Genomic DNA, 14,026 nt, shown 5'->3' with positions numbered 1-14,026 from the left:
TTCTATGATAAATAAAGAAGGTGAAAAACGTGAGATTAGATAAATTATTAGCAAATATGGGATATGGAAGTAGAAAAGAAGTAAAGAAATTATTGAAAGACGGCGTTGTGAAAATTGATGGAACACCAGTAAAAGATGCGAAAGTTCATGTAAATGTAGAAGAGCAAGAAGTTATGATTCACGGTGAAGTTGTGGAATACAAAGAATTTGTTTACTTAATGATGCATAAACCACAAGGTGTTATTTCAGCGACGGAAGATGATAATCATGAAACAGTAATAGATTTATTAGAATTAGAAGATGCAATCTTTGATCCGTTCCCAGTTGGACGACTTGATATCGATACGGAAGGTTTCTTATTGATAACAAATGATGGGAAGTTATCACATCAATTATTATCTCCGAAAAAGCATGTGCCGAAAAAATATTATGCACACGTTGCAGGAGTAGTAACAGAAGAGGATGTAAAAGAGTTTGCTAAAGGTGTTATTTTAGATGATGGCTATGAAACAAAGCCAGGTGCACTTACAATATTGAAAAGCGATGATATTTCTGAAATTGAGCTTGTGATTACGGAAGGGAAATTCCATCAAGTGAAGCGTATGTTTGAAGCGGTAGGGAAAAAAGTAGTCTACCTAAAGAGAACAGAGATGGGTCCGTTAGTATTAGATGAAGAACTAGAACTTGGACAATACCGAGAGCTAACAGATGAAGAAGTAGAAATGTTAAAAACATATCAAGTAGATACTGAAAAGTAGTACCTTTATAGGCGCAGAAAAGACCCCTTTCTAATTATTAGAAAGGGGTATGTATTTATTTACATACAATTATTTTTCATTATGAGGTCATTCTCACTTTCTTTCCTGTTGTTGTCCACTTACCGCGGCAAGGGCTATACACGAGTTCATTAAACTGCAACACATTTAGATCACGTTGTATCGTTCGCGGTGTGATCCCGAACTCATCTACAAGGTCTTTCGTCGTTACCGTTCCGTTTTCATTGATGTACATATAAATTGATTTAATGCGTGTTAGCATACGAGTAGTTGTAGGTTTCAAGAGAAAACCACTCCTCTACTAGTTTTTTTGACCCCATTCAGGAAAGAAGGTCGTTACTACCATTGTACTCTACATGATAAAATTCATGCTTTAATCTACTTAAATTTTACAGAAATTTAACAAATATTCATATAGAAAAATATTGGTAGTTGACATTGTATATATGGTCAGTCAACTAACACATAAAATTCTACGTAAAACGCCAAATTCCTGCAAATTTTTTTGAAAAAATAAAAGAAAAACTAATAAGAAATATCTGAAATATTACAATTGTTCGGTATTTAGTTTTCGTGTATGGCATAAGAGATTTCGGTTTGTTATGATGAAAGAAACAATATAGTGAAGGATGGATGCGTGATGTCAGCAATTAATTGGACAGAAGAAGTTGCGAAACGAAAAGATGATTTAATTCGTGATACACAACAATTTTTACAAATTAAAAGTGTATGGGAAGAAGAATCGGCGAAAGAGGGCGCACCATTCGGTGAAGGTGTAGAAAAAGCTTTATCTTTCATGTTACATAAAGGAGAAACTGAAGGTTTTGCTTCTAAAAATTTAGAAGGATATGCAGGTCATCTTGAAATGGGACAAGGAGAAGAGTTAGTAGGCATTCTTTGTCACGTTGATGTTGTACCAGAAGGAGATGGCTGGACGACTCCTGCATATAGTGCGGATATTCGCGATGGAAAGATTTTTGCACGTGGTGCAATTGACGATAAAGGCCCAACGATGGCAGCATATTATGCGATGAAAATTGTGAAAGAATTAGGCTTACCTCTTTCCAAACGTGTTCGTATGATTATAGGAACAGATGAGGAAAGTAATTGGAAATGTGTAGATCACTACTTTAAAAATGAAGAAATGCCAACAATCGGTTTTGCACCAGATGCAGACTTTCCAATTATTAATGCAGAAAAAGGAATTTCTGATATACAAGTTGTGCAAAATGGTAGTGAAGAGAAAAAAGGTACATATGAACTTGTTTCATTTGATTCAGGGCGCCGTTTAAATATGGTTCCTGATTTTGCAGAAGCGGTTATTACAGGAGAAGATGTAAATGAACTTACAGTAGCATATGAAGAATATTTACAAAATGCTAAAAAAATAGGGGAATCGACTATAGAAGGAAATGCAGTGACGTTGCAAATAGAAGGAATTTCAGCGCACGGATCTACTCCTGAAAAAGGAGAAAATGCAGGTTTATTATTAGCAAACTTCTTAACTACAGTTTCACTTAATGGAAAAGCAACTGCATTTGCGACATTTGCAACAGAAACATTTACTGGTGATATTTTTGGTGAAAAAGCTACTATTGCTTATAAAGATGAAATTAGCGGTCCGTTAACAGTGAATGTCGGTCGCATTTCTTATACGAAAGAAAACGGTGGTAACTTAGGGCTAAACGTACGTTACCCAGTTACAACTAACTTTGAAGAAACAATTGTGAAGTTGAAAGAATATGTTGGTACGCATGGTTTTGAAGTGGCCGACTATTCTAATTCTCGCCCACATCACGTCGATAAAGATCACGTATTAATCCGTACGTTACAACGTGTGTATGAAGAACAAACAGGTGAAAAAGCAGAACTATTAGCAATCGGCGGCGGTACTTATGCTCGTTCATTAAAAGCTGGTGTGGCATTTGGCCCGCTATTCCCTGGAAAAGAAGAACTTGCACATCAAAAAGATGAGTATATCGAAATTGAAGACTTATTAAAAGCAACAGCAATTTACGCGCAAGCAATTCATGAATTAGCGAAGTAATGGATATATAAATAATGTCCGCTCTCTATTTTGGAGAGCGGCTTCTTTTTACCTGAATGAGATAAGAAAGAAAAGCAACAATAGAAAGAAGGAGAAGATGTACATGGAACTGCATTATTTTGTCGCAATTACGTTACCGAATCATATAAAAGAAATGCTGTATAACTATAAAAAGGACATGCAAGAGGAATTACAATTTCGTTCATGGGTACATAAAGAAGACTATCATATTACCCTTTCATTTTTAGGGAGTGCAACGGAGGAACAATTAGAGGGAATAAAAAATGGATTACAAACAGTTGCAGAAACAAAAGAACTATCGTTCACGTTACAAGGTTTTTCAACGTTTGGTAGGGAAGATCAGCCCCGTATTTTTTGGGCGAAGGTAAGTGAGAATCACGATTTGTTTCAGTTGCAAAAGCAAGTACATGCCATTTGTGAAGAAAATGGATTTTCTCTAGAAATACGCCCGTATCACCCGCATATTACCGTTGCTCGTAAATGGATAGGAGAAGAAAAGTTTCGTTTAGAAAGTATAAAAGAAGTGCCTGAAATATCATTTCAAGCAGATACAATTACTTTATACGAATCCCACGTGAAAGAAACCCCGAAGTATAAATCGATTGCTGAAATAAAATTACAAAAATAGAATGTTGAAAACGTTTTTTATGCAGGTGAATATACTATAGAGAAGAATGGAGTTACTGTATAGAGTCTTGTTGATAAGAAAAGCCTTATCATTTGCAGCTCATTTTATCTCGCCTAATTGGTGAAGGCTAATAATAAGTGAGGATGGAAAAATTTTCTCGCTCATTAAAGTTTCACTTTATTTTAACTTTGAGAATGATGGTGATTTTTTTATGTTGAAAGTAAAACGTCCATTTGATGCCTATTTAGATGAAATGAATAAAATTACAATTTTGCTCCCACATGCGTATGGAACAAGTCGGACATTTCGTTTGCAAGAAGGAAGTAATGTGAAAGATTTACCGATTGCTCATACTATTGCGCTTCCAGATGCAACGAAGTATGAGTGCTTTATAGAAGAGCCGCTAGATGTGGGGAAGTATTATACAGTACGAGATGAACGGAATGAAGAAACTGATTTACAAATAGGTGCTGTTATTCGAACAAAAATTTTCGATGAAAAGTATTATTACAAAGGTACAGATTTAGGTGCTGTGTATCAAAAACAAGAAACGACATTTAAAGTATGGGCCCCAACTGCAAGGCTTGCGAAAGTAAGAATTTATAAGAGCGATAAAGAATATACCGATCATGAAATGTACAGGGGAGAAAACGGAGTTTGGATTCAAACATTACAAGGTGATTTAGACGGAGCACGCTATACATTTCTTGTTTGTATTAATTTAATATGGAACGAAGCGGTGGATCCTTACGCAAAGTCAGTGACTGTAAATGGAAAGTATGGCATTGTTATCGATTTAGAAAAGACGACTGTAACGAAACGAGAGCAATTACCACCATTACAAGCAATGACAGATGCCATATTGTATGAATTGCATATTCGTGATGCTACTATTCATCCGAACAGTGGAGTGAGTAAAAAAGGGACGTATAAAGGGCTAATGGAAGAAGGAACAACAGGACAAAATGGGACATTGACAGGTTTGTCTCATATAAAAGATTTAGGCGTTACGCATGTTGAATTATTGCCTTTATATTGTTTCGGTGGTGTGGATGAGGCGAATCCTTCTTCTGCCTATAATTGGGGGTACAATCCATTATATTACAATGCACCAACAGGATATTATGCTACAAACCCCTCTGATTCGTATAACAGGATAGTTGAGTGCAAACAACTAATTGAAACATTTCATGAACAAGGTATTAGGGTGATTATAGATGTTGTATATAATCATGTTTATGAAAGAGAGCTATCATCATTTGAGAAGCTTGTTCCAGGATACTATTTTCGTCATGGTGAAGATGGTATGCCTTCTAATGGGACGGGAGTCGGAAATGATATAGCATCTGAACGGAAAATGATGAGGAAATTCATTGTAGAGTCTATTTTATATTGGCTTACTGAATACAATGTCGATGGATTCCGATTCGATTTAATGGGAATTTTAGATGTTGATACAATGAATATGATAGAGAAAGAAGTGCGAAACATAAAACGAGATGCTTTGTTATTAGGAGAAGGATGGGATTTACAAACACCGCTTCCTCTTGAGGAAAAAGCAACGTTAAATAATGCGAAGAAAATGCCACATATCGCGCAGTTTAATGATCAATTTCGTGATGGGATAAAAGGGAGTACATTTCATATAAATAAGCGTGGTTTTGCATTTGGTGGGCATGTAGACTGTAATCATTTGCAGTATATTGCAGCAGGAAGTCTTTTAAGTATGAAAGAAACAGGGCTGTTTTTAGAGCCGGCGCAAAGCATTAACTATGTAGAATGTCATGATAATATGACGATGTGGGATAAACTAGTGCGCAGTAATGAGGAATCAGAAACGATTTTGAAAAAACGTCACCTATTAGCGAGCGCAATGGTTATTCTTTCACAAGGCATTCCTTTCTTACACGCAGGACAAGAGTTTTATCGTACGAAGAAAGGAAATGAAAATAGTTATAATGCAAATGATGAGATCAATCAATTAGATTGGGATCAAAAAGAGAAAGAGATAGAGACCGTTAACTATATAAAAGGTTTAATTGCGATTCGTAAAGAGCATGGGGCATTCCGATTACAAAATGCAGACCTTATAAAAAAACATATGACTTTTTTACAAACATCTACAGAAGTACTTGCATATCACCTAGAGCATGCAGAATCGTTTGGGCCGTGGAAAGAGATTATCGTCTTATTTAATAGCGGTTTAGAAGCTAAAACTGTGCAACTTCCGAAAGAAGCAACGTGGCATGTGTTAGTAAACGAAAACGAAGCGAAAATAGAGCCAATTTCTTCATTTAGAGGAAAGGAACTTAGGCTCGCTCCAATTAGCACGTATATATTGACGATAATGTGACAAATCGCTACTTGACGATGAGAATGTAATAAATGTAGAATTGACAAAGGTGACGATTTTGATAAGTTGTCATTCTATGACAGGTTTTGTAAAATAAAATAGAGGATTTTTGGCTTAGGCTAATTTTTCTTTTCATTTACAGTAAAATATATGAATCCACAACATGTGTAGAAATGTTGCGGTTTTTCTTTTCATAACTATAAAAGATAAGGATTTGTTAACGGGTAATGAATATGGAATGGTTGGAACAATTATTAGGAAAAGAGTGGAGTCTTGTACCGGCTGGTGGAGTAACGGGCGATGCATATATTGCGCAAAACGGACAACAGAAGTTATTTTTAAAGCGGAATACATCGCCCTTTTTAGCGGTATTGTCAGCAGAAGGAATTGTTCCAAAATTACTTTGGACAAGAAGGGTAACGAATGGTGATGTAATTTCTGCTCAAAAATGGCTTCCGGGACAGAAGCTAGAGCCAGAGGATATGAAACTAGAACGTGTTGCGAAACTTTTGAAGAAAATACACTCCTCTAAAGCGCTTGTACAGATGATTCAAAGACTTGGGAAGCAGCCGCTTCACGCACAAGAGTTATTACAACAACTGCAACTCGTTTTAAGAGGAGATATAAGGGATGATGAAACAATTCAGCAAGGCCTTCAATATTTAATGGATTCATTAAAAGCTATTGAATACAATGAATTCGTTGTATGCCATTGTGATGTAAACCATAACAACTGGCTATTGTCGGATGAAGATGAATTGTTTTTAATTGATTGGGATGGAGCTGTAATTGCTGACCCAGCTCTAGACCTCGGTATGTTATTATATTGGTACATTCCGCGCCAGGAGTGGAGTGAGTGGCTCGGTTATTATGATATTGAAATGGATGAATCGCTGCTTAGGCGTATGAGATGGTATGTGATAGCACAAACGATTTTGTCTATTCAATGGCATACAACAAAAAAACAGCAAGCAGAAGCTGAATATTGGCATCAATATTTACAGCAACTACTTGCTTCAGAATAATACTTAAGAAAAATTGTCCATTCCAGCAATCCACTGAGTAAGTTGTTCTTGATTATTGGAAATATGGTTGTCCAAATTAGAGGAAGATTTACCCGATTGACTATAAGAATATACATCGTTTAGCATTGTTTTAGCGTCACTACTTATATTATCGTTTGCGAGTAACGATTGAATGAGGCGCTCTAATTGCTCGCATTCTGAAACTGTCCCGCAGCAATCACTTTGGTGGTTGACTAAAATATCTTTCAGCACTTCTAATTGATGTTGTTGATTAATTGGCATGAACGGATCATCCTTTCGATTGTTTTTCTCTTCAAATGTAAGAGAAAAAGCTGTTTCGTCATGGAATGTTTAATGCTGTATGTAGTTTTTATCAAAATGGTACATCTTATACTTGAAAGAAACGGACCGAGTGCTCGTACGTACTTGGTTTTTTGTTTGGTAGATTGATTAAAAAAGAAAGAAGGAATTATTCCTTTAAAATAGCTATGTAAAGAGAGGGAAACATCTATGCGTTTAAGACATAAACCGTATGCAATGGATCGAATTAATGAATATTCACATATCGTAATCGGAAACCCAGAGGAGCGCGCTGGTAGCTGGAAAGAAGTATTTGGAAACGAACAACCAATTCACATTGAAGTAGGTACAGGTCGTGGCCGCTTCATGTATGATATGGCAAAAGCGAATCCACATATTAATTATATTGGAATTGAAAAATTCACAAGTGTTGTTGTAGATGCACTTGATAAATTAATTGAAGAAGAATTACCAAACTTAAAGTTAATTAATAAAGATGCTGAAGATTTAACAGTTTTCTTTGCGAAAGGTGAAATTGATCGCGTTTATTTAAACTTCTCAGATCCATGGCCAAAGAAACGTCATACGAAGCGTCGTTTAACGTATAAAACATTTTTACGTAATTACGAAGAAGTGTTAGTAGAAGGCGGAGAAATTCATTTCAAAACAGATAACCAAGGTCTATTTGAATATTCTCTTATGAGTATGGCTGAGTATGGTATGTTACTAACGTACTTAAGCTTAGATCTTCATAACAGCGACTTTGAAGGTAACATCATGACTGAATACGAAGAGAAATTCTCTAGTAAAGGTCATCGTATTTACCGAGTTGAAGCAAAATATCGTACAGAGCCTATGCAGTAATGCATAGGTTTTTTTACATCTAAAATAATCAGAATTTTATGTTAAGATTAATTGAAAGGGGGATGTGTAATGGAACAGTTACAAATTGGAGATATAAAAGTAACGTGGTTAAAAGGCGGGAATACACATTTAGACGGGGGAGCGATGTTTGGTGTTGTGCCGAAAGTACTTTGGTCACGTAAGTATAAACATAATGATACAAATCATATTTATTTACGAACAGATCCGTTACTTTTGCAAACGAAAGACGGAAATATGCTCATTGATTCCGGAATAGGAAACGGTAAATTGAATGAGAAGATGAAGCGGAATCAAGGTGTAACAGAAGAATCATCGGTTTATGAATCATTAGAAAAACTAGGATTAAAGCCAGAAGATATTCACTATGTTTTAATGACGCACCTTCATTTTGATCATGCATCTGGTTTAACAAAATGGGAAGGTGATCACCTTGTACCAGCGTTTCCGAACGCGAAAGTTTACGTAAGTGAAACAGAGTGGAATGAAATGAGGAACCCAAATATTAGATCCCGTAATACATATTGGAAGGAAAATTGGGAGCCGATTGTAGATCAAGTTGTTACGTTCCAGCAAGAAATAGAAATTACAGATGAAATAAAAATGGTGCATACAGGTGGTCATAGTGATGGACATGCAGTTATTGCTTTAGAAAGCCATGGGGAAACGATGCTTCATTTAGCAGACCTATTACCGACGCACGCACATCAAAATGTATTATGGGTAATGGCATACGACGATTATCCGATGACCTCGATTGAAAATAAGCAAAAGTGGATGAAGTATGGTGCTGAAAAAGAGGCATGGTTTACGTTTTACCATGACGCATATTATCGCGCTGTGAAGTGGAATGAGGAAGGGCATATCGTAGAAAAAATAGAACGGAAAACGAGTATAGAAGCATAAAAATAGGAGGTTGTTCCATCATATTTATTGGAGCAGCCTCTTTTTTATTGTCGGGTTTTGTCGGTAAGTCGATATATTTAAACGAACGCTGATATAAATTGAGTTGCGCCGATATAATTGGGAAATCGCTGATATAAATTGAGTTGCGCCGATATATTCGGAAAATCGCTGATATAATTTTAATCAATACCCGCAATTTCAAAAAAATAAGAGGTTCACCTAATGGGAACCCTCCTTTTTATGCTGCTATAACCTCTAAAACAGTACCTGTTTTAGCATCAACTAAAAATTCAAATCGTTCTTGTATATCATTTAACATTGTTGTAAGACCGCCGCGATAAACTTCATATGCGACATCATATTTTTCAAATGTCTCTGGAACCATATGTACCCAAGAGCCAGTAATTTCACCTTTATGACTTAATGCTTGTTTCACCATTTTCAATGCTTTTTCTGAAGAAATATGGGATTGTTCTTGTACTTTGTTTGCAACGAGATAACCAGCTGCGAACCCAACGCCAAGACCTGCTACTAAACCTTTCCAGCTCATATATTCACCTCAATTCTATAAAATAAAAATAGTGTACCGATAATAATTATAAAGCAAATACAGCTAAAAAAGAAGAAACTAGAAACATTTCGAAAATTTCGTTACAATAAAAGGGGTATTCTACTAAGGTTTGAAAGAAGGGGACTTCGTGAATAAAGAGACATTACAATTATTTCGTACGTTAACAGAATTACAAGGTGCATCAGGTTTTGAACATGATGTACGCCGTTTTATGAAACAAGAATTAAGCAAATATGCAGATGAAATTGTACAAGACGGTTTAGGGAGCGTATTTGGTCTGAAAAAAGGGGACGGAACTGGCCCGCGTGTTCTTGTAGCAGGTCATATGGATGAAGTAGGTTTCATGATTACGCAAATTACCAAAAACGGAATGCTTCGTTTTCAAACGTTAGGCGGATGGTGGAGCCAAGTTTTATTAGCACAGCGTGTACAAGTTATGACGAAGAATGGTCCTGTTATTGGGGTTGTTGGTTCTATTCCTCCTCATTTATTAAGTGACGCGCAACGTGCAAAACCGATGGATATAAAAAATATGTTAATTGATATAGGTGCAGATAGTTATGAAGATGCGATTGAAATTGGTGTAAAACCAGGACAACAAATCGTGCCGATTTGCCCATTCACGCCGATGGCAAATGAGAAGAAAATTATGGCGAAAGCTTGGGACAACCGTTACGGATGTGGTCTTGCAATCGAATTGTTAAAAGAATTAAAAGATGAAACATTACCAAATACATTATATTCTGGTGCTACTGTACAAGAAGAAGTAGGCCTCCGCGGAGCACAAACAGCTGCAAATATGATTCAACCAGACATTTTTTATGCGCTTGATGCAAGTCCAGCAAACGATGCATCTGGTGACAAAACGCAGTTCGGTCAATTAGGAAAAGGTGCTCTTCTTCGTATTTATGATCGCACGATGGTAACACATAGAGGAATGCGCGAATTCATTTTAGATACAGCAGAAACAAACAACATTCCGTACCAATACTTTATTTCACAAGGTGGTACAGATGCGGGCCGTGTACATACAAGTAACTCTGGTATCCCATCAGCAGTAATTGGTGTTTGTGCACGCTACATTCATACACATGCTTCAATTTTACATGTTGATGATTATGCAGCGGCGAAAGAATTAATTACGAAGCTTGTAAGAACAACAGATAAAACGACGTTAGAGACAATTAAGAATAACGCGTAGAGAAGAAGGGCGAAAAACCCTTCTTTTTTTAGGTTGAATAGATGACCCAGCGATGAGTGGTGGCGGTTAGTGCCTAATGGGTGCTCGAATGATGTATTAAGACCGCGGGTAGGAAGAAAGAAGAAGCCTGTTTTTGTGTTTAGGACCAGTAATATTGTAGAAAGCGACCTTCTTTTATGGGGAGAAGGAATTCCCTGATGGTGTGTGGTAGTGGTTGGTACTTAATTTGTGCCGAAGCGGATATTAGAATAGAATGATGAATTTTTATAGAGGTGAACGAAATGAAAGTAGTAGTTGGATCGAAGAATAAAACGAAGGTTGGCGCTGTGGAGAAGGTTTGGAAAGATGCTGAAATTACATCTCTTTCTGTTCCGTCAGGAGTATCAGCTCAGCCTTTCTCAGATGAAGAGACGATGCAAGGAGCGATCAATAGAGCGAAGCGAGCGCTAGAGGAAGGAGAAGCTCCAATTGGTATTGGGCTAGAAGGCGGCGTAATGAAAACGGAGCACGGTTTATTTATGTGTAACTGGGGCGCGCTAGCAACAAGTGATGGGAAAGTATTTGTGGCCGGAGGAGCGCGTATTACGTTACCAGACGATTTTTTAGCACCTCTTGAAGATGGTAAGGAATTAAGCGAAGTGATGGAAGAGTTTGTGCAGAGAAAAGATATTCGTAGTCACGAAGGTGCGATCGGTATTTTTACAGAGGATTATGTCGACCGTACGGAATTATTTGTACACGTTGTTAAGTTGTTAGTTGGGCAATATAAGTATGACAAAAAGCAAGCATAAACCTTGCACCGTGCGCGATGTATGGTAGTATAAAAGAAAGATTATAACATGAAAAATGCACTCGTTAGAGGAGGAAATATAGATGAAGTCATTAGAAAGCATGGAGCAATTCCAACAATTAAAAAATGAAGAGAATGTAGTCTTTATGTTCTCAGCAGAATGGTGCCCAGACTGCCGCTTTGTAGACCCATTTATGCCAGAAGTAGAAGAGAAATATAGTGATTTCTCATTTTACTATGTAGATCGCGATGAGTTTATTGATCTATGCGTAAAATTAGACGTATTTGGCATTCCGAGCTTTGTAGCGTACAATAAAGGTGAAGAAACTGGTCGCTATGTAAACAAAGATCGTAAAACACAAGAACAAATCGAAGAGTTCATTGAAGGTTTAAAATAAGGCAATTTGCCAATTGAATTGTAAAACAACCTCTACCTTCGCGGGGGAGGTTATTTTTTTGGAAGGGAGGAAAAAGAGATGAAGATGACAAGTAAAAAGATGAAAGATGAGTTAATAAAGAAATTATCTCGCCCAGAATGGGACTTTCAGTATGATAGTGAGAAAGAAGTTTTACGTATTGAACAAAAAGACTCCAAAAAAGGTATTAACGTATCGCTTCCAGGAGTTGTGGCAAAATGGGAAGTGAACAAAGAAAAGGCAATTGAAGAAGTTGCTTATTACGTACAAGAAGCGCTAATTGCGATGCATAAAGAAGAAAATAGCGGAGCGAAAATTTTACCTGTTATTCGCTCTACTTCTTTCCCGAAACAAGCAGAAGAAGGAAATCCGTTTATTATGACGGATCATACGGCGGAAACACGTATTTACTATGCGTTAGATTCGAATAAAACGTATCGACTAATTGACGAGCGTCTATTACAAAAATTAGAACTTACAGAACAGCAAGTGCGTGAAATGGCATTATTCAACGCACGCTCATTAGGTTATGAATTTAAACAAGACACAGTAGCGGGGAATACATTCTACTTTTTAAACACAAATGATGGGTATGACGCGACTCGTATTTTAAACGAATCGTTACTACAATCGATGCGTGAAAAGATTTCTGGTGACATGGTTGTTGCTGTTCCTCACCAAGATGTATTAATTATTGCTGATATCGTCAACGAAATCGGTTATGATATTATTGCACAAATGACAATGAAATTTTTTGCCGAAGGGCATGTTCCGATTACATCACTTTCATTCGTATATGAAGATGGAGAATTTGAACCAATCTTTATTTTAGCGAAAAATCGGAAGAAGACAGATGGAAAAGAGAAAGGATGAACGAAGTGAACGTTTTTTACAACCTTGAAGGAATTGGTGACACTTTAATTGTTGCCTTACAAGATATTACTTTAGAGAACCGTACTTTTGATCGCAAAGGAGATGTTGCACGCGTATACGATCGTGAAAGCAACGAGACAGCAGGATTCAACATCTTTAATGCATCTTCTTACTTAGAAGTAAAAGAAACAGGCAACCTTACATTAACGAAAGAGCTTGTAGAGAAAATCAACGAAATTTTAGCGAAGAATGGCTTTGAAGAAACAGTAGAAGCAGATCTTTCTCCGAAATTTGTTGTAGGCTATGTAGCTGAAAAAGAAAAACATCCAAATGCTGATAAGTTAAACATCTGTAAAGTAGAAATCGGTACAGAAACATTACAAATCGTATGTGGTGCACCAAACGTTGATGCAGGACAAAAAGTTGTCGTTGCAAAAATCGGCGCTGTAATGCCAAGCGGTATGTTAATCAAGCCAGCTGAGCTTCGCGGTGTTCCTTCTTCTGGAATGATCTGCTCTGCACGTGAATTAGAGCTTCCAGATGCTCCACAAGAAAAAGGTATTCTTGTATTAGAAGATAGCTTTGAAGTTGGACAAGAGTTCAAATTTTAATTGATATAAGAAAAGAGAGGTTGTCCTTTTGGACAACCTCTCTTTTTTTTGCATTCATTGTTGGTAATTCGAAATTTCGTGTTGAATCGTTGATATATTGAGAATAGTGATAGATATATTTAAAAAATCGTTGATATATTGAGAGTAGTGATAGATATATTCAAAAAATTGTTAATATGATAAGGATGTCACCTTTTTTCTTAAAATCTATATTGTATTTTATAAACAAACTAGTTAAAATTTAGAAAAATAGAAGGAGATAGACGTATGAAACAGCAACCAAAAATCGCAGAACTTCTAAAACGAATTGAAACTTCAAAACAGCAAGATGTTGAGCTAGGTACTTATGAAATATATTTGTTTAGTGAAAGTGAATTAGAAAAAGGACAAATCGGTTACCGATACGATAAACATAAAAATTCATTAATAAGTGAAGAACACGGAAAATGGAAAGAAGAATGGATTACAATTGGATATGAAACGGATATGGGCGATCTAGTTTTCGTAAATATAGATGATGCCGCTTATCCGCTTTATACTGCAGAACGTGGTACAGAAAAATGGCAGCCAGTTTATATTGGAAATATAGATGAGATTATAGGGCAATTATAAGAAAAACTTTGAAT

General features: G+C 36.5%; 16 protein-coding genes. 13 read left to right on the top strand and 3 right to left on the bottom strand.

The annotated features are described in order from the left end of the window. Positions 1-29: 29 nt before the first annotated feature. Positions 30-758: a pseudouridine synthase gene (locus ACS2CR_RS01040; RefSeq protein WP_001234947.1), complete on the top strand. Its 729-nt coding sequence runs from the start codon at positions 30-32 to the stop codon at positions 756-758. Between the two features lie 79 nt (positions 759-837). Here ACS2CR_RS01040 and ACS2CR_RS01035 read toward each other — a convergent pair whose 3' ends face one another. Then, positions 838-1,059, bottom strand: a complete 222-nt coding sequence (locus ACS2CR_RS01035; protein ID WP_000805512.1) for a DeoR family transcriptional regulator — start codon at positions 1,057-1,059, stop codon at positions 838-840. 357 nt (positions 1,060-1,416) lie between these two features. On the opposite strand from ACS2CR_RS01035, the gene pepV reads away from it, so the two are divergent. From pepV to ACS2CR_RS01015, 4 genes are all read left to right on the top strand, one after another. Further along, positions 1,417-2,823 carry a dipeptidase PepV gene (gene pepV, locus ACS2CR_RS01030; RefSeq protein ID WP_053514555.1) on the top strand — a complete coding sequence of 469 codons (1,407 nt, stop codon included), beginning with the start codon at positions 1,417-1,419 and terminating at the stop codon, positions 2,821-2,823. A 103-nt stretch (positions 2,824-2,926) separates the two neighbouring features. Then, entirely contained in the window at positions 2,927-3,472 is a 546-nt protein-coding gene (thpR, locus tag ACS2CR_RS01025) for an RNA 2',3'-cyclic phosphodiesterase (protein ID WP_000418996.1), read from the top strand. Between the two features lie 211 nt (positions 3,473-3,683). Next, on the top strand, positions 3,684-5,825 hold the full coding sequence (pulA, locus tag ACS2CR_RS01020; protein ID WP_016110808.1) for a type I pullulanase: 2,142 nt from the start codon (positions 3,684-3,686) through the stop codon (positions 5,823-5,825). 227 nt (positions 5,826-6,052) lie between these two features. Continuing rightward, entirely contained in the window at positions 6,053-6,850 is a 798-nt protein-coding gene (locus ACS2CR_RS01015) for a phosphotransferase family protein (RefSeq protein ID WP_001986674.1), read from the top strand. A gap of 3 nt (positions 6,851-6,853) precedes the next feature. Here ACS2CR_RS01015 and ACS2CR_RS01010 read toward each other — a convergent pair whose 3' ends face one another. Beyond that, positions 6,854-7,132 (bottom strand): YtzH-like family protein, encoded by a 279-nt coding sequence (locus tag ACS2CR_RS01010; protein ID WP_001122235.1) that lies wholly within the window; start codon positions 7,130-7,132, stop codon positions 6,854-6,856. Between the two features lie 228 nt (positions 7,133-7,360). On the opposite strand from ACS2CR_RS01010, the gene trmB reads away from it, so the two are divergent. Further along, complete coding sequence (gene trmB, locus ACS2CR_RS01005) at positions 7,361-8,014, top strand: tRNA (guanosine(46)-N7)-methyltransferase TrmB (protein WP_001239385.1); 654 nt, start codon at positions 7,361-7,363, stop codon at positions 8,012-8,014. A gap of 69 nt (positions 8,015-8,083) precedes the next feature. Next, complete coding sequence (locus ACS2CR_RS01000; protein WP_000436861.1) at positions 8,084-8,938, top strand: YtnP family quorum-quenching lactonase; 855 nt, start codon at positions 8,084-8,086, stop codon at positions 8,936-8,938. Between the two features lie 238 nt (positions 8,939-9,176). Here ACS2CR_RS01000 and ACS2CR_RS00995 read toward each other — a convergent pair whose 3' ends face one another. Then, a complete protein-coding gene (locus ACS2CR_RS00995) occupies positions 9,177-9,488 on the bottom strand; it encodes a PepSY domain-containing protein (RefSeq protein WP_000118543.1) in 312 nt (103 codons plus the stop codon). Between the two features lie 148 nt (positions 9,489-9,636). Between ACS2CR_RS00995 and ACS2CR_RS00990 the strand changes: the two genes are divergently transcribed. The 6 genes from ACS2CR_RS00990 to ACS2CR_RS00965 all read left to right on the top strand — a co-directional run bounded on the left by ACS2CR_RS00990 (position 9,637) and on the right by ACS2CR_RS00965 (position 14,012). Beyond that, positions 9,637-10,710, top strand: a complete 1,074-nt coding sequence (locus ACS2CR_RS00990; RefSeq protein ID WP_053514570.1) for a M42 family metallopeptidase — start codon at positions 9,637-9,639, stop codon at positions 10,708-10,710. Between the two features lie 281 nt (positions 10,711-10,991). After that, positions 10,992-11,501: a DUF84 family protein gene (locus ACS2CR_RS00985; protein WP_047386993.1), complete on the top strand. Its 510-nt coding sequence runs from the start codon at positions 10,992-10,994 to the stop codon at positions 11,499-11,501. Between the two features lie 82 nt (positions 11,502-11,583). Next, positions 11,584-11,898 (top strand): thioredoxin family protein, encoded by a 315-nt coding sequence (locus ACS2CR_RS00980; RefSeq protein WP_000838193.1) that lies wholly within the window; start codon positions 11,584-11,586, stop codon positions 11,896-11,898. A gap of 78 nt (positions 11,899-11,976) precedes the next feature. Next, on the top strand, positions 11,977-12,789 hold the full coding sequence (locus ACS2CR_RS00975) for a DUF1444 domain-containing protein (RefSeq protein ID WP_000784588.1): 813 nt from the start codon (positions 11,977-11,979) through the stop codon (positions 12,787-12,789). Further along, entirely contained in the window at positions 12,786-13,400 is a 615-nt protein-coding gene (gene ytpR / locus ACS2CR_RS00970; RefSeq protein ID WP_001006761.1) for a YtpR family tRNA-binding protein, read from the top strand. Before ACS2CR_RS00975 ends, ytpR begins: the two co-directional genes overlap by 4 nt. 267 nt (positions 13,401-13,667) lie before the next feature. Continuing rightward, entirely contained in the window at positions 13,668-14,012 is a 345-nt protein-coding gene (locus tag ACS2CR_RS00965; RefSeq protein WP_053514554.1) for a hypothetical protein, read from the top strand. Positions 14,013-14,026 lie beyond the last annotated feature (14 nt).

The organism is Bacillus cereus group sp. BceL291 (assembly GCF_051776705.1).
GTDB lineage: Bacteria > Bacillota > Bacilli > Bacillales > Bacillaceae_G > Bacillus_A > Bacillus_A cereus.
This window is presented reverse-complemented; position numbering and strand designations above follow the sequence as displayed.

Excerpts from the sequence above, each read along its gene's own strand:
- pepV (WP_053514555.1), top strand. The coding sequence starts at position 1,417 with ATGTCAGCAATTAATTGGACAGAAGAAGTTGCGAAACGAAAAGATGAT.
- thpR (WP_000418996.1), top strand. The coding sequence starts at position 2,927 with ATGGAACTGCATTATTTTGTCGCAATTACGTTACCGAATCATATAAAA.
- pulA (WP_016110808.1), top strand. The coding sequence starts at position 3,684 with ATGTTGAAAGTAAAACGTCCATTTGATGCCTATTTAGATGAAATGAAT.
- ACS2CR_RS01015 (WP_001986674.1), top strand. The coding sequence starts at position 6,053 with ATGAATATGGAATGGTTGGAACAATTATTAGGAAAAGAGTGGAGTCTT.
- ACS2CR_RS01010 (WP_001122235.1), bottom strand. The coding sequence starts at position 7,132 with ATGCCAATTAATCAACAACATCAATTAGAAGTGCTGAAAGATATTTTA.
- trmB (WP_001239385.1), top strand. The coding sequence starts at position 7,361 with ATGCGTTTAAGACATAAACCGTATGCAATGGATCGAATTAATGAATAT.
- ACS2CR_RS01000 (WP_000436861.1), top strand. The coding sequence starts at position 8,084 with ATGGAACAGTTACAAATTGGAGATATAAAAGTAACGTGGTTAAAAGGC.
- ACS2CR_RS00995 (WP_000118543.1), bottom strand. The coding sequence starts at position 9,488 with ATGAGCTGGAAAGGTTTAGTAGCAGGTCTTGGCGTTGGGTTCGCAGCT.
- ACS2CR_RS00985 (WP_047386993.1), top strand. The coding sequence starts at position 10,992 with ATGAAAGTAGTAGTTGGATCGAAGAATAAAACGAAGGTTGGCGCTGTG.
- ACS2CR_RS00980 (WP_000838193.1), top strand. The coding sequence starts at position 11,584 with ATGAAGTCATTAGAAAGCATGGAGCAATTCCAACAATTAAAAAATGAA.
- ACS2CR_RS00975 (WP_000784588.1), top strand. The coding sequence starts at position 11,977 with ATGAAGATGACAAGTAAAAAGATGAAAGATGAGTTAATAAAGAAATTA.
- ytpR (WP_001006761.1), top strand. The coding sequence starts at position 12,786 with ATGAACGAAGTGAACGTTTTTTACAACCTTGAAGGAATTGGTGACACT.
- ACS2CR_RS00965 (WP_053514554.1), top strand. The coding sequence starts at position 13,668 with ATGAAACAGCAACCAAAAATCGCAGAACTTCTAAAACGAATTGAAACT.